The 18,651-nt window shown below is 64.1% G+C and carries 15 protein-coding genes and 1 pseudogene; 5 read left to right on the top strand and 11 right to left on the bottom strand.

Annotated elements, in window-relative coordinates:
* Position 1 precedes the first annotated feature (1 nt).
* On the bottom strand, positions 2-805 hold the full coding sequence (locus QN397_RS05790; protein ID WP_323500337.1) for an alpha/beta hydrolase: 804 nt from the start codon (positions 803-805) through the stop codon (positions 2-4).
* Positions 806-1,060: 255 nt separating this feature from the next.
* Between QN397_RS05790 and QN397_RS05785 the strand changes: the two genes are divergently transcribed.
* A complete protein-coding gene (locus QN397_RS05785) occupies positions 1,061-1,795 on the top strand; it encodes a Crp/Fnr family transcriptional regulator (RefSeq protein ID WP_323500336.1) in 735 nt (244 codons plus the stop codon).
* A 48-nt stretch (positions 1,796-1,843) separates the two neighbouring features.
* Here QN397_RS05785 and QN397_RS05780 read toward each other — a convergent pair whose 3' ends face one another.
* Both QN397_RS05780 and QN397_RS05775 read right to left on the bottom strand, forming a co-directional pair.
* Positions 1,844-4,321 (bottom strand): PAS domain-containing protein, encoded by a 2,478-nt coding sequence (locus QN397_RS05780; protein WP_323500335.1) that lies wholly within the window; start codon positions 4,319-4,321, stop codon positions 1,844-1,846.
* A gap of 136 nt (positions 4,322-4,457) precedes the next feature.
* Entirely contained in the window at positions 4,458-5,489 is a 1,032-nt protein-coding gene (locus tag QN397_RS05775; protein ID WP_323497085.1) for a dienelactone hydrolase, read from the bottom strand.
* 468 nt (positions 5,490-5,957) lie between these two features.
* Here QN397_RS05775 and QN397_RS05770 point away from each other — a divergent pair, with 468 nt between their 5' ends.
* The 4 genes and pseudogenes from QN397_RS05770 to QN397_RS05755 all read left to right on the top strand — a co-directional run bounded on the left by QN397_RS05770 (position 5,958) and on the right by QN397_RS05755 (position 9,428).
* The gene (locus QN397_RS05770) at positions 5,958-7,007 is read left to right on the top strand and encodes an alpha/beta hydrolase (RefSeq protein WP_323497086.1); all 1,050 of its coding nucleotides are present in this window, start codon (positions 5,958-5,960) and stop codon (positions 7,005-7,007) included.
* 61 nt (positions 7,008-7,068) lie between these two features.
* Positions 7,069-7,227, top strand: a pseudogene (locus tag QN397_RS05765) (transposase); the annotation flags it as partial.
* A 134-nt stretch (positions 7,228-7,361) separates the two neighbouring features.
* Positions 7,362-8,057 (top strand): hypothetical protein, encoded by a 696-nt coding sequence (locus tag QN397_RS05760; RefSeq protein WP_323500334.1) that lies wholly within the window; start codon positions 7,362-7,364, stop codon positions 8,055-8,057.
* A 147-nt stretch (positions 8,058-8,204) separates the two neighbouring features.
* Entirely contained in the window at positions 8,205-9,428 is a 1,224-nt protein-coding gene (locus QN397_RS05755) for an FAD-binding domain-containing protein (RefSeq protein WP_323497090.1), read from the top strand.
* 291 nt (positions 9,429-9,719) lie between these two features.
* Here the strand turns inward: QN397_RS05755 and kdpE are convergent, their stop codons facing one another.
* The 8 genes from kdpE to kdpF form a co-directional block, all read right to left on the bottom strand.
* A complete protein-coding gene (gene kdpE / locus QN397_RS05750; protein WP_323500333.1) occupies positions 9,720-10,433 on the bottom strand; it encodes a two-component system response regulator KdpE in 714 nt (237 codons plus the stop codon).
* Complete coding sequence (locus tag QN397_RS05745; RefSeq protein ID WP_323500332.1) at positions 10,430-13,225, bottom strand: DUF4118 domain-containing protein; 2,796 nt, start codon at positions 13,223-13,225, stop codon at positions 10,430-10,432. The genes kdpE and QN397_RS05745 overlap by 4 nt, the downstream gene beginning before the upstream one ends.
* A 29-nt stretch (positions 13,226-13,254) precedes the next feature.
* Complete coding sequence (locus QN397_RS05740) at positions 13,255-13,404, bottom strand: hypothetical protein (protein WP_323497094.1); 150 nt, start codon at positions 13,402-13,404, stop codon at positions 13,255-13,257.
* Positions 13,394-13,753 carry a hypothetical protein gene (locus QN397_RS05735; protein WP_187054152.1) on the bottom strand — a complete coding sequence of 120 codons (360 nt, stop codon included), beginning with the start codon at positions 13,751-13,753 and terminating at the stop codon, positions 13,394-13,396. Before QN397_RS05735 ends, QN397_RS05740 begins: the two co-directional genes overlap by 11 nt.
* 12 nt (positions 13,754-13,765) lie before the next feature.
* The gene (gene kdpC, locus QN397_RS05730; protein WP_323500331.1) at positions 13,766-14,338 is read right to left on the bottom strand and encodes a potassium-transporting ATPase subunit KdpC; all 573 of its coding nucleotides are present in this window, start codon (positions 14,336-14,338) and stop codon (positions 13,766-13,768) included.
* A 22-nt stretch (positions 14,339-14,360) separates the two neighbouring features.
* Positions 14,361-16,454: a potassium-transporting ATPase subunit KdpB gene (gene kdpB, locus QN397_RS05725; RefSeq protein ID WP_187054150.1), complete on the bottom strand. Its 2,094-nt coding sequence runs from the start codon at positions 16,452-16,454 to the stop codon at positions 14,361-14,363.
* 125 nt (positions 16,455-16,579) lie between these two features.
* On the bottom strand, positions 16,580-18,382 hold the full coding sequence (gene kdpA / locus QN397_RS05720; RefSeq protein WP_323500330.1) for a potassium-transporting ATPase subunit KdpA: 1,803 nt from the start codon (positions 18,380-18,382) through the stop codon (positions 16,580-16,582).
* A gap of 1 nt (position 18,383) precedes the next feature.
* The gene (gene kdpF, locus QN397_RS05715; RefSeq protein WP_187054148.1) at positions 18,384-18,482 is read right to left on the bottom strand and encodes a K(+)-transporting ATPase subunit F; all 99 of its coding nucleotides are present in this window, start codon (positions 18,480-18,482) and stop codon (positions 18,384-18,386) included.
* Positions 18,483-18,651: the final 169 nt, after the last annotated feature.

Below are 18,651 nucleotides of genomic sequence, written 5' to 3'. Positions count from 1 at the left end.
GTCAACGTCCCAGGGTCGCGAGGAACTCGTCCATCACGTCGGCGCTGGCGCAGGGTGCGCTCAGGTGCGGGCAATGGCCCACGTTCTCGACAACGCGCAGCGTGCCGTTGGGCAGTGTGCGTTTCAGATATTCGCCGACCGACAAAGGTGCGATGAGGTCGTCGCTGGACTGCACCACCAGTGTGGGCGCGATCAGCCGCCCCACGTCGGCACGGTTGTCTCCCATGAAGGTCACGCGTGCGAAATGTTTGGCGATGTCGGGGTCGGTGCGGCAAAAGCTGTTGGTCAACTCCTCTCCGAGTTCCGGCTGCGTCGGCGCGCCCATGATGGCGGGTGCCATGCTGCTGGCCCAGCCCAGATAGTTCGACTCCAGCGTGTCGAGCAGCGAGTCGATGTCTTCACGCGAGAAACCGCCCACGTAGTCGCCATCGTTGATGTAGCAAGGCGAAGGCCCGACCATGACGTGCGCAGCAAATTTTTCTGGCTCGCGGATGCCGGCCAGCATGCCCACCATCGCGCTGACCGAATGACCGACAAAAATCACCGGGCCGGTCGCGAACTCATCGACGATTTCCAGCAGGTCGTCCACGTAGCCCGACAGCGAGGCGTATTTTTTGGGGTCGTAGGCGGCGACATCGGACCCGCCCGCGCCGACCAGGTCGAACGTGATCGTCTTGAAGCGGGCCGAGTACTGCGGCGCCAGAAAGCGCCACATGTTCTGATCGCAACCGAACCCATGCGAGAAAACCATGGTGGCCGGGCCATCGCCCAGAATTTTGACGTTATTGCGGCGTGCGACGTCCATAAGGTCTCCTTCGACCGGTTGAGGCAGCGTTGCAAACGCATCGCTCGGCCGCCAGAAACTATCCCGGGAAATTATCCCCGATCGGCACCTTGCCACCGTCAACGCGACGCCTGTGCAAGGCCAACCCGAACAGCTGTAGAGATATCGGGCCAATTCCCGACAAGCCACATCAGCGGTAAGTCGTATTTTTGGTGGTGGCCAAAAGTTTTAGTTTCTCCCGAGTTTCAACTTGACCGAGCCAACACCGGAGTCCTCATGGCAACCAAGACGCTCCCCAACGAGGACCTGAAAGCCAATTTGCTTCTGGCGGCATTGAGTGCAGCTGAGCGCGAGCGCTGGTCTTCTGAACTTGTATTTGTCGCATTGCCCTTGGGCCTGGTCCTGGCCGAATCCAACCAGACGATGAAGTTCGTCTACTTCCCGACGACGGCCATCGTGTCCTTGCTGTACGTGATGGACACAGGCGCCTCGGCCGAAGTGGCTGTGGTCGGCAACGAGGGAATTGTCGGCATCTCGCTTTTTATGGGTGGAGGCTCTGCCACGAGCCGGATCGTGGTGCAAAGCGGAGGCCACGGATTTCGGTTGCCGGCGATCGCGCTGAAACAGGAGTTCGAGCGCGGCGGTCAGGCCATGCACCTCTTGCTGAGATACACGCAGGCGCTCATCGCCCAGATGTCGCAAACCGCCGTGTGCAACCGACATCACTCGGTCGACCAGCAGCTTTGCCGCTGGCTCCTGCTCAGCCTGGACCGCCTGCAGGGCGACCAATTGGTGATGACGCAGGAGCTGATCGGCAACATGCTCGGCGTGCGCCGCGAAGGCGTAACCGAAGCCGCCAACAAGCTCAAGAAAAGCAAACTCATCCGCTATGCGCGCGGCAAGATCACCGTGCTGGACCGGGAAGGACTGGAAGCGCGCACCTGCGAATGCTATGCCGTGGTGAGGCACGAGTACGACCGCCTGTTACCCGCCCTGCAGGCTGCGACATAGCAAAGCCCGGCCCGGGATCTCCACGCCGGGTGCAGCAAGCATCCTCGATCAATGCAGTGCGCCCACAACTTGTCGCAGCGCGAGGACGGTCGAGACTTTAGCGAGCAAAGTGTCGGCATCGAACGGCTTGATCATCAGCACGACGCCCTGATTCAGTTGAGCCGTGTCGGTCGCGACGTGCGCGGCGTAGCCCGTCATCAGAATGATCTTCATCTCCGGGAAGCGGGACTGGGCGAAGTCTGCAAGCTGCCGGCCATTCGGCCCCGGCAAGCCCACGTCGGAGAGCAACAAGTCCACCGCGATCGAGCCCTCGAGCAGCGCCATGCCGGCGGCGCCGTCGCCAGCTTCCAGCACCTGATAGCCGTGGTCGCGCAGCAGTTCCACGACCATGCGACGCACCACGTTGTCGTCCTCCACCACAAGAATGCAGCGCGCGGTAGTGGACCGTGACGGGGTGGCGACCGGCCCCTCCCCCTTGCGGGTTTCAGTCAATGTGGAACGGGGCAGATAGAGTTGCACGCAGGTGCCAGAGCCCTCGATACTTTCGATGATGACGGTACCCCGAGACTGTCTTGCATAGCCGTAGATCATCGACAGGCCCAGCCCGGTCCCCTGCCCCATCGGCTTGGTCGTGAAGAAAGGCTCGAACGCCTTTGCCAGGACGTCGGGCGGCATCCCGATCCCCGTGTCGCGCACGTCGACCTGAACGTAGTCGCCGCTGTCCAGGCCTTCCGTAAAGCGCGCTTCGGTCGTCCCGATGTGCACGTTGCGTGCGCTGAGGGTGACCTCGCCCCCGTTGGGCAAGGCGTCTCGCGCGTTGATGACGAGATTGATGATGGCGCTTTCGAACTGGTGCGCATCGGTCAGCACGTTCCATAGCCCGGCCTCTATGCGGATGAAAATCCCGATGTTTTCGCCCGCCGCATTGCGGATGATCTCTTCCAGCCCCAACAGCGTGCCGGCGACTTCGACGTTCTGGTTGGCCAACGGCTGCCGACGAGAAAACGCCAGCAGTCGTTGCGTGATCGATGCTGCCCGCCGGGCGGATTCCAGCCCGGCCTGCACATACCGGTCGAGCCCGTCATAGCGCCCGGCCTCGATCCGCTTCCGGATCAACTGCAGCGGCATGACGATGCCCTGCAACATGTTGTTGAAGTCGTGCGCGATGCCACCGGTGAGCTGGCCCAGCGCCTCCATCTTCTGCGCCTGCCGCAGCGCGTCTTGCGTGCGTTCGAGCGCTTCGGCCTGCTCCATCTCGTCGGTGATGTCACGACCGCTGCAATAAACCAGGCCGTCCTCGGGCACGCCGACCCACGAAATCCATCGGTAGCCACCATCTTTGCACCGGTACCGGTTGGGGAACCGGATGGCGGGCTGCCCCTGCTGGGTCAGGTTGAATCCGATGCGCGTGCGCTCCACATCGTCCGGATGCAACAGTTCGAAGATCGACATGCTGGTGACTTCTTGCTCGGTCCAGCCCAGCATCGACTGCCACGCGGGATTGGATGTCTGGAAATAGCCTTCGCTGTCGAGCGCACCGAGCAGATCGGGACTGGCCTGCCAGGTACGCCCACGCGCCTGCGAACGCTCGATCACCTTGCGTTCGAGCTCGACATTCAGATCGCTCAGCCGGGCCTCGGCTTCGACCCGGTCGGTGATGTCATACCCGCCAACGAAAATGCCGCTAACCTGGCCCTGAGCATCGCGCATCGGCTCCAACAGGAGGTCGATATAGCGCAAGGTGCTGAGGCCGGTCAGCCGGATCGGCATGGCTTTGGCGTGGACCGCTTTGCCGGTCGCATAGACGCCATCGAGCATTTCGTAGAAGCCCTGGCTGCCTAGGTCGGGAAAGACCTCCCGCACTGTCCTGCCCAAATAGTTTCGCGCGCCCGCGACCGCGATGTACGCGTCGTTGACGTAGCCGTACACGTGGCCCGACCCATTGAGCAGGGCCACGAAGCCCGGCATCTGCTGGAGCAGTTGCTGCAGCCTGCCGCGTTCGTTGACCGCGTTCCGCACACCTTCCACCTGCGCCGTCGTCTCCGTCACCGTGTCCAGCAACGCCACGATGCGGCCGCGATCGTCACGCACCGGGCTGTAGCAAAAGGTGAAGTACGCGTCTTCGAGATAACCATGGCGGTCGATGGTGATCTTGAAGTCTTCGATGTAGGTCGACTCGCCTCTGAGCGCCTTGTCGGCGATCGGTTCGAGCTGCTCCCACGTCTCGTGCCGGGTGACCCGCATGGGCTGACCGAGCGCCTCCGGCTTTTCGCCGAGGATGGGAAGGTAGCCGTTGTTGTAGATGGCCACCAGGTCCGGGCCCCAGAACAGGCACGACGGAAAGTGCGATGACATCATGAGATCGACCGCGACACGCAGCGCGCTCGTCCAGCCTTCGATGGCGCCGAGTGGCGTGCCCGCCCAGTCGAAAGCGCGCAACCGGGCGCCCATGACACCGCCGCCCGAATCGAAGACAGACGTGCTGGACGCTGCGAGTGAAGCGGGCGTGGTGAAGTCAGTGGTCATGGCTGACGAAATTATCTCGTCAGCAGCGATTTCCTCCGTCAGCAGAAAGCCCGAGTTTCCATGCGGCGTAGCCCCTGCGCATCCGCCGCAAGTGCGGAATGTGCTCGATGGACCCTCGCCGTGGCGATCGGACGGATCAGCTGCGCGAACCGACGCCTATCGCCCTGCTCAAAAAGCCCACGACCGCCGCGTTGAAGCTGGCGTGAAACGCTGCCCGATCGAAGCCGGGAGCGCTGCTGCAGATGGTGGGCGCGATCGACGCCAATGCACTGCTGCAGGGCACCAGAAAGTCGTAATGCCCGGCGTTGGGGATGACGTGATAGTCCAGCATCTGCCGCGCGTCCGGCAGCGCGAGACGCACCGCTTCGGCATAGCGCGGGTGCGGGAGGATCAGATCGTCTTCGGCGCGCCAGAGCTGCACGGGCACCTTGACGTCCTTGAGCCCATCCGCAGCGAACGTGAAACCGAGTGCGGGTGCGGCCACCACCGCGGCCTTGATGCGAGGGTCGGCCGCAAGGGCGATGGCGGACGCCGGTGGTGCGGTGACATGGCCACTGCCGCTTTTGGCGATCAGCTGGCATGCGAAGTCGCCGGGGTACTGGCGACACATCGGCCCGATCGTTGAAAAATCAGGGATGCCTCCAATGCTCGCCAGCGTGGTGAAGCCGCCAGATGAAAAGCCGAACATGCCGATGCGCGATGCATCGATGGTGCCGCGACCATCCCAGGTCGACAGCATGTGGTCGATCACCCTGCTCATTTGTCGCGGCCGGTCCATCACGTCGGTGGCGCGACTCTGGTCTTTGTAGTTGTCCCCCGTGTGGGTGACGGCCGCAACGACGAAGCCCGCGTCGGCCAGCGCAATGGCCGTGTCGTAGTGCCCGAGAAACGAGCCACCGTTTCCATGCGACATCACCACCAGCGGCAGCGCCTTGCCTTGCACCAGGCCATTGACCGCGACGCTCATCGTCGTCGGCCCCATCGTCACCGGCTGGGCCGCAGCCTCGCTCGGGTACCAGATGCCGATCTCCAAAGGTTTGCCATCAGGATCGGCGGCAAAGCCGTGTTGGAAGCCGGCTGCATACGCGCAGGTGCCGACGAGTGTGAGTGCGATGGTGGTGCCAATGGCGACGGCAACAGCGAGCAGTTTGGATGTATGCGTATTCAAGGTGATGGCCTTCAGTGGAGACGACGTCGGCGATTGTCTGCACGGTCTTGCAGGCGGTCGCGTGCCTTGCGACGAAGTGCGAATTCGATTCGCCAAGCGCCGGTGGCGGGCGTGGACTGAAGCGGTAAGGCTTGACCGGTCTGCGCCGGTTGAATCTTGACCCCCGGTGAGGTCAATTTGCTGCCGGCGCCAACACGTCTTTATTGTTAAACACACGTTAACCATTGCTTAACTACCGCTACCGTTGAAAAAGTCCCGGCGGCCCCATAGTCAATGAGTGCCGTCGACGACGGGCGCCGATCTGGCCCCTTCGATACGGCCTAGAAGCGAGTGTTACGGACACGAGCCAATAGAGAAGCCAGTACGAATATCAATCTGCAGATAGCGCGATCTGTTGAAGTCAAACCGTGATGCACAGTTTTCTTCGCGACTGCAGGAAATCAATTTTCCCAGAACGAAAGACCTCGCATGAGCACCATAAAGACAATATTTTTGGCCGCTTCGATCCTGGCTGCCCAGCATGCTTTTGCAGTCGATATCGCTTCACCACTACAGGTCCCTGCCAAAAGCTTGCCCGTACCGACTGCAGGCATCAGCACCGGCATGCAAGCATTTATTGCAGCGCCGCTGAACCCAGATTGGGACAAGCTTTGGAAAACCGGTGACGAGGCAAGAAAGTATGCGGATGTCCAGGCCGCTAACGCCGTCAAAGGAATTCCGGGGATGCTTGAACGGCTGCACGTAAAGTCAACGGCGTCAACAGTCGATGGCGTCAAAGTATTCACCATTACGCCCGATGCAATTCCACCAGAAAACCGCGACAAGGTTCTGATCCACGTGCACGGCGGCTGTTATGTTCTTTTTCCCGGCGAATCCGGCACAACTGAGGCCATCATGATGGCTGGCTTCGGGCACTACAAAGTTATTTCCGTCGACTATCGCATGCCTCCGGAGGCTTATTTCCCCGCCGCGCTAGATGACGCGGTGAACGTTTACAAGGCCGTTTTGAAAAACACGCCTTCAAAGAATGTCGCATTTTTTGGAACGTCGGCCGGTGGCGCATTGACACTCGAAATGGTGTTGAGCGCGCAGGCGCAAGGACTCCCCGTACCGGGCGCCATTGCTCCTGGAACGCCGATGTCTGACGTGACGAAGACCGGCGACAGCTTCTACACAAACGAGAAGGTCGACAATATTCTTGTGTCCCGTGACGGCTTCTGCGACGCCGGGACTCTGATTTACGCCAAAGGTCACGACTTGAAGGATCCGTTACTCTCTCCGGTCTATGGCGATATGCACGGCTTCCCTCCCGCAATACTGACCACAGGAACGCGCGACCTTCTGTTGAGCAATACCGTGCGGGTTCACCGCGAGCTGCGTAGAGCAGGCGTACCCGCCGATCTGGTCGTCTTTGAGGGGCAATCGCATGCCCAATATCAATTCGACGATCGTGTGCCTGAGACAAAAGAAGCGTTCGACGAGATCGCCAGCTTCTTCGGAAAGCATCTTGGACACTGAACGCGGCTCACGCTAATCCACTCGGTAGAAGAATTAGGGAGCCGCTGACCCCACGAGTGGTCGTTTGCTGCCGCTGTACTGTCTCCAGCAGCGGTGCGGCTTGGCCGACGAAGCGCTGGAAGATGCCCTGTACGAAAGCCAATCAATGCGCGACTTCGTGGGCATCCATCTGCCGCGCGAATCGGTGCCCGACGCCACCACGCGGCTCAAGTTCAGGCGCGATACAAGCGGCTGCCAGCAACTCGGCACGGCTGTTGAGTCCGTTCAATCTGCCGATGCCCACACTTCAGCGTCTCTTTAGAAGGTCGGGTGTATGTCCAATGGCAGACTCCGACCTCAACTGATTTGAGAAGTATGAAAACCTTGAAGTTCTGGCCTGCCGCTTTGCTGCTTTCCACCGCGGGAATTGTTCATGTCGGGCTCGCTGCAGCTGCGCAGCTATCTGAAGGCGAGGTGAACCCAACCAATGAACGCTCGAACCACATTGAGCCTTGCTGCGGACCGATCAGCGATGTCGGAACCAAGCTACTCGGAGTGCTCGATCAGTCGGATGTGGAGCACCTATGGTTGCCCCACGCGCATGTGAACTGGGAGACCGGAATGCCCGAAGCCGGTGCGCCGGGCTACACCTCTCATTGCAGCGCGTATGCCGCCGCCATCGGCAAACGGCTTGACGTCTACATGCTGCGTCCACCCGAGCACAGCCCGGTTTTACTGGCGAGTGCGCAAACCGCCTGGTTCGGCCGAGCTGCTGGCGAACAAGCCGGCTGGTATCCGATAGGGACCGCCCAGCAAGCACAGAGCCTGAGCAATGCCGGGGAATTAGTGGTGGCTTCGTATGAAAGTCCCAACCCAAGGAAACCTGGTCATATTGCCATCGTGCGACCGTCTCTCAAGTCGGCCGCCGCGCTGGCTGAAGACGGGCCCGAGATCACGCAAGCTGGCGCTCAAAATTACACGGACTCGAATGTACGGACAGGGTTTAAACACCATGACATAGCGGGTCCGAATGGGGCGCTTTACTTCGGACACGTCGTCCGAGCAAGGTAACACGATGTCGTATACCGATCAGTTTTCTTCGACGGGACAGACCTGTTCAGTCCGATGAACTCGCGTGCCCGTCGGCCTGGTCCCGACCGTCACTGACCAGCGCGACATGACGTTGCCGGCTGGGCTAACCATATAGACCAAGCGTGCATGAACAACGAATTTATCCCGACGATCGCCGCCGCAAAAGCCCGCATCGCTGCCGTGCAGCCTGCCGTCTATGCCCGGACACGCAACTCCCTCGACGGCGCTGTGAGTGGTCTTTCCCCGTACATCACTCATGGTTTTGCCACACAAGCAGACGTGCTGGCCGGCGTGTGCGAGCGGCATACGCTCGACGTGCAGCATAAATTTGTTTTCGAGCTCGGCTGGCGCGCCTACTTCCGTCATGTCTGGCAGCACCGCGGCGATGCCATTCTGAATTCGCTGCACGAGGGCCTGCTGCCGGACGATGGCTATGCCCAAGAGTTGCCGGCCGACATTCGGCAGGCCTGTACGGGCGTGCCGGTGGTCGACGAAGCGGTGCGCACGCTCTATGCCACAGGCATGCTGCACAACCATGCACGCATGTGGTTGGCCAGCTATGTAGTTCATATGCGCAAGGTCCACTGGCGTGCCGGTGCCGATTGGCTCTATGGCCACCTGCTCGATGGCGATCTGGCCAGCAACCACCTCAGCTGGCAGTGGGTCGCTGGCACCGGCAGCGGCAAGCCCTACCTTTTCAATGCCGAGAACGTAGCCCGTTACGCACCGGCTTCGTGGCACAGCCCAGGCAGCGTGATCGATACGTCTTACGAGGCGCTCGACCGCATCGCCCGTGCACCAGCGTTGAAGGGTATGAAAGAAAACCATGCACATCGGCGCAGTCCACCGTGGCCGGAGCCGGACATCCGATCGAAGCCGCCCGATGAGCTCGGCGCGACCGCTCCCAGCGCCGCCGCCATCGCGGGTCGCGATGTCTGGCTCGTACACCCCTGGAGCCTGGGTGACTTGTCGACTGCATTGCCCCCGGACGCGGTAGTGATCGGCTTCTATCTTGACGAATTTCACCGTGCATGGCCTTGGGATGCAAGGCGCTGGCACTTCGTCGGCAGCCGGATGGCAGAACTGACGACCGAACGCTGGCATGGAGATGCGGCCGCCATCGGCACCGCATTGAAAGTCGCCCGCAGCGTGCGCAGCATCGACGAGCCTCACCTTGCGCCATGGCTGGCGAGCTGGGCCGAATGTGAGACGGCACCCACCCTCTTTCCGACAGTCGATCGGCGCTGCGATTCTTTTTCGAAATGGTGGACCAGCGCGGTGCGCGGTCTGGACTCGGCTGCAGACCTGCTGGCCATTAATTCGGTAGCTCAACCGCGACCCACCATGTGATTACTCAGGACCGCGACCGATCAGATCAAGAAGCCGAAAGTGAAGCCGGCAAGTTAGAGACACGCTGATCAACTGACCGATTCCTGCACGCCAAACGCATGCACCAGAGGATGAGATTCGCAGGGTGTCCGGCATAAACCAACGCAGCTTTGCCAGCGCCGGCATGGGTGCCAAGGTCGCGCATTCGTTCCATGTGATCAAGCAGCAGTTCAGCTTCACCCATGTGCGCTACCGGCGCTAGGCCAAGAACACCGCGCAGATCGTCACGATGTCGAAGCCGTGGATGGGCCCCTAAGCCACCAACCGATACCCCACAGCCGTCTCCGTCAACAAATGCCGCGGCTGCGCCGGATCAGCTTCCAGCTTCTGCCGCAGATGCCCCATGTAGATGCGCAGGTAGTGGCTCTGGTCGGAATGCGACGGGCCCCACACCTCGCGCAGCAACTGCCGCTGCGTGATGACGCGGCCGACGTTCGCGACCAGCACGGTCAGCAGGCGGTATTCGGTGGGCGTCAGATGCACTTCGGCACCCGCGCGCCGGACCAGCCGTGCGGCCCTGTCGACCTCGATCTCGCCGAAGCGAAACAGCGCCTCGGGCTCGTCACTGCCTGCACTCCCCGCGCGCGGCCGGCGCAGGTTGGCACGCACGCGCGCCAGCAGTTCGCCGGTGCCGAAGGGCTTGGTGAGGTAGTCGTCGGCACCGGCGTCGAGTGCGGCGATCTTGTCGGCCTCGTCGGTGCGGGCCGACAGCACGATGATCGGCACGCCCGACCAGCCGCGCACATCGCGGATCAACGTCACGCCATCGCCGTCGGGCAGGCCGAGGTCGAGCACCAGCAGGTCGGGCTGGCGCGTTCCGGCGGCGGCCAGGCCATCGCGCAGCGTCGCGGCTTCGTGCACCAGCCAGCCTTCCGTTTCCAACGCGCCCCGCACGAAGCGGCGAATCTGCGGCTCGTCTTCGATCACGATGGCGGTGGGTTGCAGGGGACGAGGCGTGGTGCTCATGACGATGGCAGTTCGGGCAGTGCTGGCGGCGCACGGCGCGGCAGGGTGACGGTGAATTCTGCGCCACCACCTTCGGCATCAGTGACCGCATTCATCGCAGCGATGTCACCCCCATGCGCACTCACCACCGCCTTGCAAATCGCCAGGCCCAGCCCGACGCCCGGCGTGGCCGACTCGGCCTGGCCGCGGGTGAATTTGTCGAACAGCGTTTGCTCGTTGCCGTGCAGGGCGGCGGGCAAACCGGGGCCGTGATCGCGCACCGTCAGCACCAGCGAAACGGGCGTGACGGTGGCGCTCACGACCACCGGCTGCGCGCCGTACTTGACAGCGTTCTCCAGCAGGTTGACCAGCACGCGCTCGATCAGCACCGCATCGAATTCGACCAGCGGCAGGTCGGGCGCCAGCGCGGTAAGCACCGGCCAGTCGCCGAGCGCGGGTCGTGCCGCCCGAATGGCAGAGCCGATCACTTCTTCGACCGACTGCCAATCGCGCCGCAAATTGACGGCGCCGCCACCGCTCTCCAGCCGCGCCATGTCCAGCAGGTTGTTAACCAACGCATGCAGCTGGCGCGCCTGCGCGACGATGGCGCGGGCAGCCTCGGCATGCTGGTCGGGCGGCAAGGTTTGCAGCGACTCGGCCAGCGCGATCAACGCGGTCAACGGCGTGCGGACGTCGTGCGAAATGGCGCCGAGCAAGGCGTTTCGCAGGCGCTCGGATTCCATCTCGACCACCGCCCCCTGCGCGACCTCGACGTAGTGCACGCGCTCCAGCGCGATCGCGATCTGCCGCGCCAGCGTGGCGAGCTGTTGCGCCTGCTCGGGGATGAGCAGCCAGCGCGGCCGCGCGGGTTCGAGCGCGAGCACGCCGCGCACCCGCATCGGCGCCTTCAGCGGCACGTAGTGCCAGGGCTGCGCGGCCAGCGTGGCGGTCGCAAGGCCAGCCGGCTGGCCTTGCCGAAACGCCCAGTCGGCCACGCTCGCGTCGAAGCCGGGCGGCGGCGCCAGCGGGCGCACAAGCTGGTCGGTCGCGTCGGTCACCAATACGAGAGCCCGACCGCCGAAATGGCGTTGCACCGCGGCGGCGCCGAGCGCCACCACCTGCGTGCTTTCCAGGGCGGCCGACAGTTCGCGCGTGAGCTCGAACAGCGACTGCGCGCGCCGCTCGCGGCTGGTCGACACGCCCACTGCGAAGCGCAAGCCCGCGGTCAACTGGCCGATCAACAAGCCAACGCCCAGCATCACCGCGAAGGTCACGACGTACTGCACGTCGCTGACCGCGAAGGAGTGCCGTGGCGGCACGAAGAAGTAGTCGAACGCCGCCACGTTGAACAGCGCCGCCAAGGCTGAAGGGCCCCGCCCGAAGCGCATCGCGATGCCCACCACGCCCAGCAGAAAAAGCATGACGATGTTGGTCAGTTCCAGCACGCCGAGCAGCGGCGTCGCGACCAGGGTGATCGCCACACTGCTCGCCGCTGCCAGCGCATAGCCGGGCCATTGGGCGCGCGGCCGGTCGGCATCGTCGTCGTCATCGGCCGCGTCGTTTCTGTCGCTGCCATCGTCGCGGTCGCCGTTCCCAGCCCGGTGGCCGAGGCCGAGGGGCGCGCAGGCCAGTCGGCGCGTGCTGTCGGCACGCCCGACTTCAACGATGTCGAGCGCCGGCGCCTGCTCGGCCAATGAAAGCGCCAACGCAGGCTGAAGCCACATGCGAGACACCAGGAGGCGCCATCCTGTCGCGGCCTCGGGTCGGCCAATGACCATCGTGGCGCAGTTCAGCCGCTGCGCTTCGGCCGTCAGCTGCTGCGCGATGTCGGCGCCGGTGAGCACCGCTGTCGCGGCACCGAGTTCTTCGGCCAGCTTGAGCACCGCGAGGATGCGGTCGCGCTGCGCCGCGTCGAGCCGTTGCAGCCGCGGTGTTTCGACATACGCGGCGTGCCAGCGCACGTTGAGCTGGCCGGCCAGTCGCGCGGCGGTGCGCACGGTTTGCGCAGAGCCTTCGTGCGGACCGACGCAGGCGAGGATGGCGCCCGAGGTGTTCCACGCCTGCAGCGCGGTCGCACCGGACTGCTCCACGCGCCAGCCGCGCATGTCGTCTTCGACGTGCTCGGCGGTGCGTCGCAACGCGATCTCGCGTAACGCGATCAGGTTGCCTTTGCGAAAGAAGTTCTTCGCCGCGCGCTCGGCCTGCTGGGGCAAATAGACCTTGCCGGCTGCCAGTCGCGCGGTGAGCTCGTCGGGCGTGACGTCGACCAGCACCACCTCGTCGGCCTCGTCGAGCACAGTGTCGGGCACGGTCTCGTGCACGCGCACGCCGGTGATGGCGCCGACCGTGCCGTTCAGGCTTTCCAGGTGCTGCACGTTGAGGGCGGACCAGACCTCGATGCCGGCGGCCAGCAGCTCCTGCACGTCTTGCCAGCGCTTGGCATGGCGCGACCCGGGCGCGTTGGTGTGGGCCAGTTCGTCGACCAGCAACACCGCGGGCTTGCGCTCCAGCGCGGCGTCGAGGTCGAACTCGGGGAGCGTGCGGTCGCGGTACGGCAACTGCTTGAGCGGCAGCGTGTCGAGCCCGACCAGCAGCGCCGCGGTCTCGCTGCGACCATGCGTTTCGACCACGCCGATCATCACGTCGCGGCCCGCCGTGCGCTCGCGTTGCGCGGCGCTCAGCATCGCCCAGGTCTTGCCGACACCGGCACTGGCGCCGAAGTAGATGCGCAGCTTGCCGCGCCTGGCGCGCGCCTCGTCGTTGCGCATCTGGGCGATCAATGCGTCGGGGTCGGGGCGGGTGTGGTCTTGCATGAATCCGGGGTGGGCAGCGAGCGGGCAGGTTAGCGCATCGACTCGTCCTTGCGCTTCGGGTGCCTGTGCCGCCTTGCGGTGCGCGACAGCACGAACCAGGCGAACAACAGCGGCAGCATCAACGCCGCCAGGGCCAGCAGCCCGTGCAAGATATCTTGCGCCAAGGTGCTATCGGCCATCGCGCAACCCGCAACGGGCGAGGTGCTCGCGCCAGCTCACCAAGCGACCGATTTCACCGGACGGCACGCACTCGATCAAGCGGTGCAGCAGCTCGGTGTAGCGGGTGATCGGTAAGCGAATCATCAAGCGCACGCGGGGCGCAACGCTCTCTTGCGTGCCGTCGTCGTGCAGCAGCGGCTCGCACCGGACCACGCCGGTGTCGTCGACCTGCGCGACGTTACGCCGCACGCAGGCGGCATCTGCGCAGGCGACGGTCACGTCGAGCACGCAGAACGCGGTCGCGTTGCGGGGCGTGGCATGCGAGATTCGCGGGACACCATTGTTCTCTCGATAAGCGGCATAGGCCATGACAGGTGCTCCTCACTTGGCGGCGTCGAGCGCCATGTTGAGTGCCAGCACGTTGACGCGCGCCTCGCCCAAAAAGCCCCACAGCGCGCCTTCGGTGTGCGAGGCGACCAGTTGCTCGACTTGCGCCGGTTGCAGGCCGCGCTCACGTGCCACGCGGGCCGCCTGGTAGCTCGCGGCGGCCGGGCTGATGTGTGGGTCGAGCCCGCTGGCCGATGCGGTCACCAGATCGACCGGCACTGGCGCGGTATTGCCAGGATCGGCAGCACGCAGAGCTTCGACGCGCCCCTTGACCGCGTCGACCAGCGCCGGGTTGAGCGGACCCTGGTTGGAGCCGCCCGAAGCCGCGCCGTTGTAGGCCATCGGCGAGGTGGCCGACGGGCGTCCCCAGAAGTGCTTGGGGTCGCTGAAGTTCTGGCCGATGAGCGTCGAGCCGATGACCACGCCGTCGCGTTCGACGATGCTGCCCGCCGCCTGCACCGGGAACACCGCCTTGACGGCGCCGGTCACGACCAGCGGATAGAGCAGCCCGGTAAGGGCGCTGAGCAAGACGAAGAGAACCAGCGCGGGACGAAGAATGTTTTTCATGATGATGAGTCCTGGAGACGCTTTAGACGAGGTGCACGGCAACAAGGATCCAGTCGATCAGCTTGATGCCGACGAAGGGCACGATGAGGCCGCCGAGGCCATAGATCGCGAGGTTGCGGCGCAGCAGCGCAGCCGCACCGACGGGCCGGTAGCGCACGCCCTTGAGCGCCAGCGGGATCAGGAAGACGATGACCAGCGCGTTGAAGATCACCGCCGACAGGATGGCCGACGACGGGCTGGCGAGCCGCATCACGTTGAGCGCGCCGAGCTGCGGATAGGTCGACACGAAGATCGCCGGGATGATGGCGAAATACTTCGCCACGTCGTTCGCAATGGAGAACGTGGTGAGCGAGCCGCGCGTCATCAGCAAGGCCTTGCCGGTCTCCACCACTTCGAGCAGCTTCGTCGGATTGGAGTCGAGGTCGACCATGTTGGCGGCCTCTTTCGCGGCCTGCGTGCCGCTGCCCATCGCCACCGCCACGTCGGCTTGCGCCAGTGCCGGTGCATCGTTGGTGCCGTCGCCGGTCATCGCGACCAGCCGGCCGTCGGCCTGGTACTGGCGGATGAGCGCGAGCTTGTCTTCCGGCGTGGCCTCGGCCAGAAAGTCGTCGACGCCGGCTTCGGCTGCGATGGCAGCCGCAGTGAGCTTGTTGTCGCCGGTGATCATCACCGTCTTGATGCCCATGCGGCGCAGCTCGGCAAAGCGCTCCTTGATGCCGGTCTTGACGATGTCTTTCAGCTCGACGATGCCCAGCACATGGTTGCCTTCGGACACGGCCAGCGGCGTGCTGCCACGACGCGACACTTCTTCGGATGCGCGCAACACATCGGGCGGCATCGTGCCGCCGAGCGCTTCCACGTACTTCTGCACCGCGTGCACCGCACCCTTACGCATGGCGATGGTGTCGACGTCGAGACTGTTGGCCGCGGCCGGCAGGTCGGCGCCGCTCATGCGCGTTTGCGCGGTAAAGGGCACGAAGGTCGCGCCTTCGACTCCGGCATCTGACACGTTCTGGCGGCGTGCCAGCTCAACGATGCTGCGGCCTTCGGGCGTGTCGTCCGCCAGCGAGGCGACGACTGCGGCGCGGGCCAGCCGCTCGGGCCGGACACCCGCAGCCGGCAGGAAAGCGCTGGCCTGGCGGTTGCCGTGCGTGATGGTGCCGGTCTTGTCGAGCAACAGCACGTCGACGTCGCCGGCGGCCTCCACCGCGCGGCCCGAAGTGGCGATGACGTTGGCTTGCATCATCCGGCTCATGCCGGCCACACCGACCGCCGACAGCAGGCCGCCGATGGTCGTCGGGATCAGGCACACCAGCAGCGCGACCAACGCGGTGAGCGACACCACCGTGCCGGTACCGGCCGCGGCCACGCTGAACACCGAGTACGGCAGCAGCGTGACGGTGACCATCAGGAACACCAGCGTGAGCGCCACCAGCAGGATGGTGAGGGCGACCTCGTTCGGCGTCTTCTGGCGCTTGGCAGCCTCGACCATGCCGATCATGCGGTCGAGAAACGACTCGCCGGGGTTGACCGAGATGCGCACCACCAACCAGTCGGACAGCACGCGTGTGCCACCGGTCACAGCCGAGAAGTCGCCGCCCGATTCGCGCACCACGGGTGCCGATTCGCCGGTAATGGCGCTTTCGTCGACCGAGGCCACGCCTTCGATGACTTCACCATCGAGCGGCACCACGTCGCCGCTCTCGATGAGCACGACGTCACCCTTGCGCAGGTTGGGCGCCTGCTCGGGCAGGAAGGCCGCGCCGTAGTGCGGCTGCTGCAGCTTCTTGGCCCAGGTGTCCTTGCGCAAACCGCGCAAGGAAGCGGCTTGCGCCTTGCTGCGGCCTTCGGCCAACGCTTCGGCGAAGTTGGCGAAGAGCACGGTGAACCAGAGCCAGATCGACACGGCCAGCACGAACGCCGGCGGCATGCCGGTGTCACCCGGAAATGTCAGCGCATGCAGCCAGAGCAGCGTCGTCAGGATGCTGCCGATGTAGACGATGAACATCACCGGGTTGCGCCATTGCACGCGCGGACTCAGCTTGGTCACCGACGACCACAGTGCGGGCTTGATGAGCGCACCATCGAAGAGAGAAAGGGAAGATCGGATTTGCATATCAATTGTCCATGAGGTCTTTTCCAGGAACACCGCGGATCTGGCTTTGCCAGGCCGCTGGTGTTGCCCCCGGTCAGGGCGTGGAAGTCGCGACACGCAGTGCGCAGCGACCTGGGGGCGAGCCTTTATTTCCAGAGCATGAGGTGCTCGACCATCGGCCCAAGCGCGAGCGCAGGCACGTAGTTGAGCAAGCCGACCAGCAGCACGGTGCCGATCAGCAAAGTCACGAACAGCGGCCCGTGCGTGGGCATGGTTCCGGCGGTCACCGGCAAACGCTTCTTGGCAGCGAGGGCACCCGCGATGGCGAGCACCGGGACGATCACGCCGAAGCGGCCGAACCACATCGCGACCGCGAGCAGCCCGTTGTAGAAAGGCGTGTTGGCCGAAAGCCCGGCAAAGGCGCTGCCGTTGTTGTTGCCCGCCGATGTCAGCGCGTACAGGATTTCCGAGAAACCGTGCGCGCCAGGGTTGGCGATGCCGGCCTTGCCGTCCCCCGCGATGACCGCGATGGCGGTGCCTGCGAGCACCAGCATCGGCGTAACCAGAATGGCGATCGAGGTGAGCTTCATCTCGTGCGCCTCGATCTTCTTGCCGAGGTATTCAGGCGTGCGACCGATCATCAGGCCGGCGATGAACACTGCGAGGATCGCGAAGATCAGCATGCTGTACAGGCCGGTGCCGACGCCGCCGAAGACGACTTCACCGAGCTGCATCATCACCATCGGCACCATGCCGCCGAGCGGCGTGAGCGAGTCGTGCATCGCGTTGACGGCACCGCAAGATGCGGCTGTGGTGATGACGGCGAAGAGGGACGACGCATCGATGCCGAAGCGCGTTTCCTTGCCTTCCATGTTGCCGCCGACCTGCATCGCACTCGATGCCTGGTCGACGCCGAGCGACGTCAGCAACGGGTTGCCCGCATGCTCGGCCGGCAGCATGACCAGCACGCCGATGACGAACAACACCGTCATCGTCGCGAGCACGGCGAAGCCCTGGCGCCGGTCTCCCACGACGCGGCCGAAGGTGAAGCACAGCCCCGCCGGGATCAGGAAGATCGCCAGCATCTCCACGAGGTTGGAAAGCGCCGTCGGGTTCTCGTAGGGGTGCGCCGAGTTGGCGTTGAAGAAGCCGCCACCGTTGGTGCCGAGCATCTTGATGGCTTCTTGCGAAGCGACCGGACCCATGGCGAGCGTTTGCGTGGTGGTCTTGGCGTCTTCGAGCACCGGAGCGCCAGCGGCGTCCTTGACGGGCTGACCGCCGGCGTCGAGCTTGGGCTGTTGGTAAGCCTGTGCTTCGATCGTCGTCGCGGTCTTGTAAGCGTCGAAGTTCTGGATGACGCCCTGGCCCGCGAGCACCATCGCGATGACGAACGAGATCGGCAGCAACAACCACACGGTGATACGCGTCAGGTCGACCCAGAAGTTGCCGACCAGGCCCTTGCCGTCGGTGCGCCGCGCCGCGAAGCCGCGTGCCAATGCAAACGCGACGGCGATGCCGGTGGCCGCCGACAGAAAGTTCTGCACCGTGAGGCCGAGCATCTGCGTGAGATAGCTCATGGTCGACTCGCCGGCGTAGCCCTGCCAGTTGGTGTTGCTCACGAAGCTGACCGCCGTGTTGAACGACGAATCCGGTGACACCTCTGCCATGCCGGCCGGGTTCAACGGCAGTACGGCCTGCAGGCGCTGCAAGCCGTAGACGAAGATCGCGCCGAGAGTGTTGAAAGCAACCAGCGCCAGCGCATAGGTGCGCCAGTGCATCGACTGGTCAGGCGACGTACCCGCCACCGCGTACAACGGCGCTTCGACGCGCTGCATCCAGCGCGGCAAGCGGCTGTCGCACATCGCGGCCATGAAGCGGCCGAGCGGCCAAGCCAGCACGCCCAGTAAAACGAGAAAGACCACCAGCAGGGTCCATGCGGAGGTGGTCATGTCAAAACTCCTCTGCGCGGATCAGGGCGTAGACAAGATAGGCGAACAACGCGATCGCGATGAATCCGCCGAAGCCGTAAAGCACTTCGAGACTGATCATTTGCGCGCTCCCTGTTCACCCTTGGCGGATTGCAGCTTGTGCAACCCGTTCACCATGCCGACCATTCCCAGCCAGAACACGGCGAGGGCGGCAATCCATACGAAGTCCATTCAGTCACTCCTGTTTCGAGACATGGCGGTCAGTCTCGGCAGGGGCACATAAAAACGGG

Source organism: Variovorax sp. RTB1 (assembly GCF_035018765.1).
GTDB lineage: Bacteria > Pseudomonadota > Gammaproteobacteria > Burkholderiales > Burkholderiaceae_C > Variovorax.
The sequence above is the reverse complement of the archived record's forward strand: the minus strand, read 5'-3'. Positions and strand labels throughout refer to the sequence as shown.

Bases quoted from the DNA above. Each gene is read 5' to 3' on its own strand.
- QN397_RS05790 (WP_323500337.1), bottom strand. From the start codon at position 805: ATGGACGTCGCACGCCGCAATAACGTCAAAATTCTGGGCGATGGCCCG.
- QN397_RS05785 (WP_323500336.1), top strand. From the start codon at position 1,061: ATGGCAACCAAGACGCTCCCCAACGAGGACCTGAAAGCCAATTTGCTT.
- QN397_RS05780 (WP_323500335.1), bottom strand. From the start codon at position 4,321: ATGACCACTGACTTCACCACGCCCGCTTCACTCGCAGCGTCCAGCACG.
- QN397_RS05770 (WP_323497086.1), top strand. From the start codon at position 5,958: ATGAGCACCATAAAGACAATATTTTTGGCCGCTTCGATCCTGGCTGCC.
- QN397_RS05760 (WP_323500334.1), top strand. From the start codon at position 7,362: ATGAAAACCTTGAAGTTCTGGCCTGCCGCTTTGCTGCTTTCCACCGCG.
- QN397_RS05755 (WP_323497090.1), top strand. From the start codon at position 8,205: ATGAACAACGAATTTATCCCGACGATCGCCGCCGCAAAAGCCCGCATC.
- kdpE (WP_323500333.1), bottom strand. From the start codon at position 10,433: ATGAGCACCACGCCTCGTCCCCTGCAACCCACCGCCATCGTGATCGAA.
- QN397_RS05745 (WP_323500332.1), bottom strand. From the start codon at position 13,225: ATGCAAGACCACACCCGCCCCGACCCCGACGCATTGATCGCCCAGATG.
- QN397_RS05740 (WP_323497094.1), bottom strand. From the start codon at position 13,404: ATGGCCGATAGCACCTTGGCGCAAGATATCTTGCACGGGCTGCTGGCC.
- QN397_RS05735 (WP_187054152.1), bottom strand. From the start codon at position 13,753: ATGGCCTATGCCGCTTATCGAGAGAACAATGGTGTCCCGCGAATCTCG.
- kdpC (WP_323500331.1), bottom strand. From the start codon at position 14,338: ATGAAAAACATTCTTCGTCCCGCGCTGGTTCTCTTCGTCTTGCTCAGC.
- kdpB (WP_187054150.1), bottom strand. From the start codon at position 16,454: ATGCAAATCCGATCTTCCCTTTCTCTCTTCGATGGTGCGCTCATCAAG.
- kdpA (WP_323500330.1), bottom strand. From the start codon at position 18,382: ATGACCACCTCCGCATGGACCCTGCTGGTGGTCTTTCTCGTTTTACTG.
- kdpF (WP_187054148.1), bottom strand. From the start codon at position 18,482: ATGATCAGTCTCGAAGTGCTTTACGGCTTCGGCGGATTCATCGCGATC.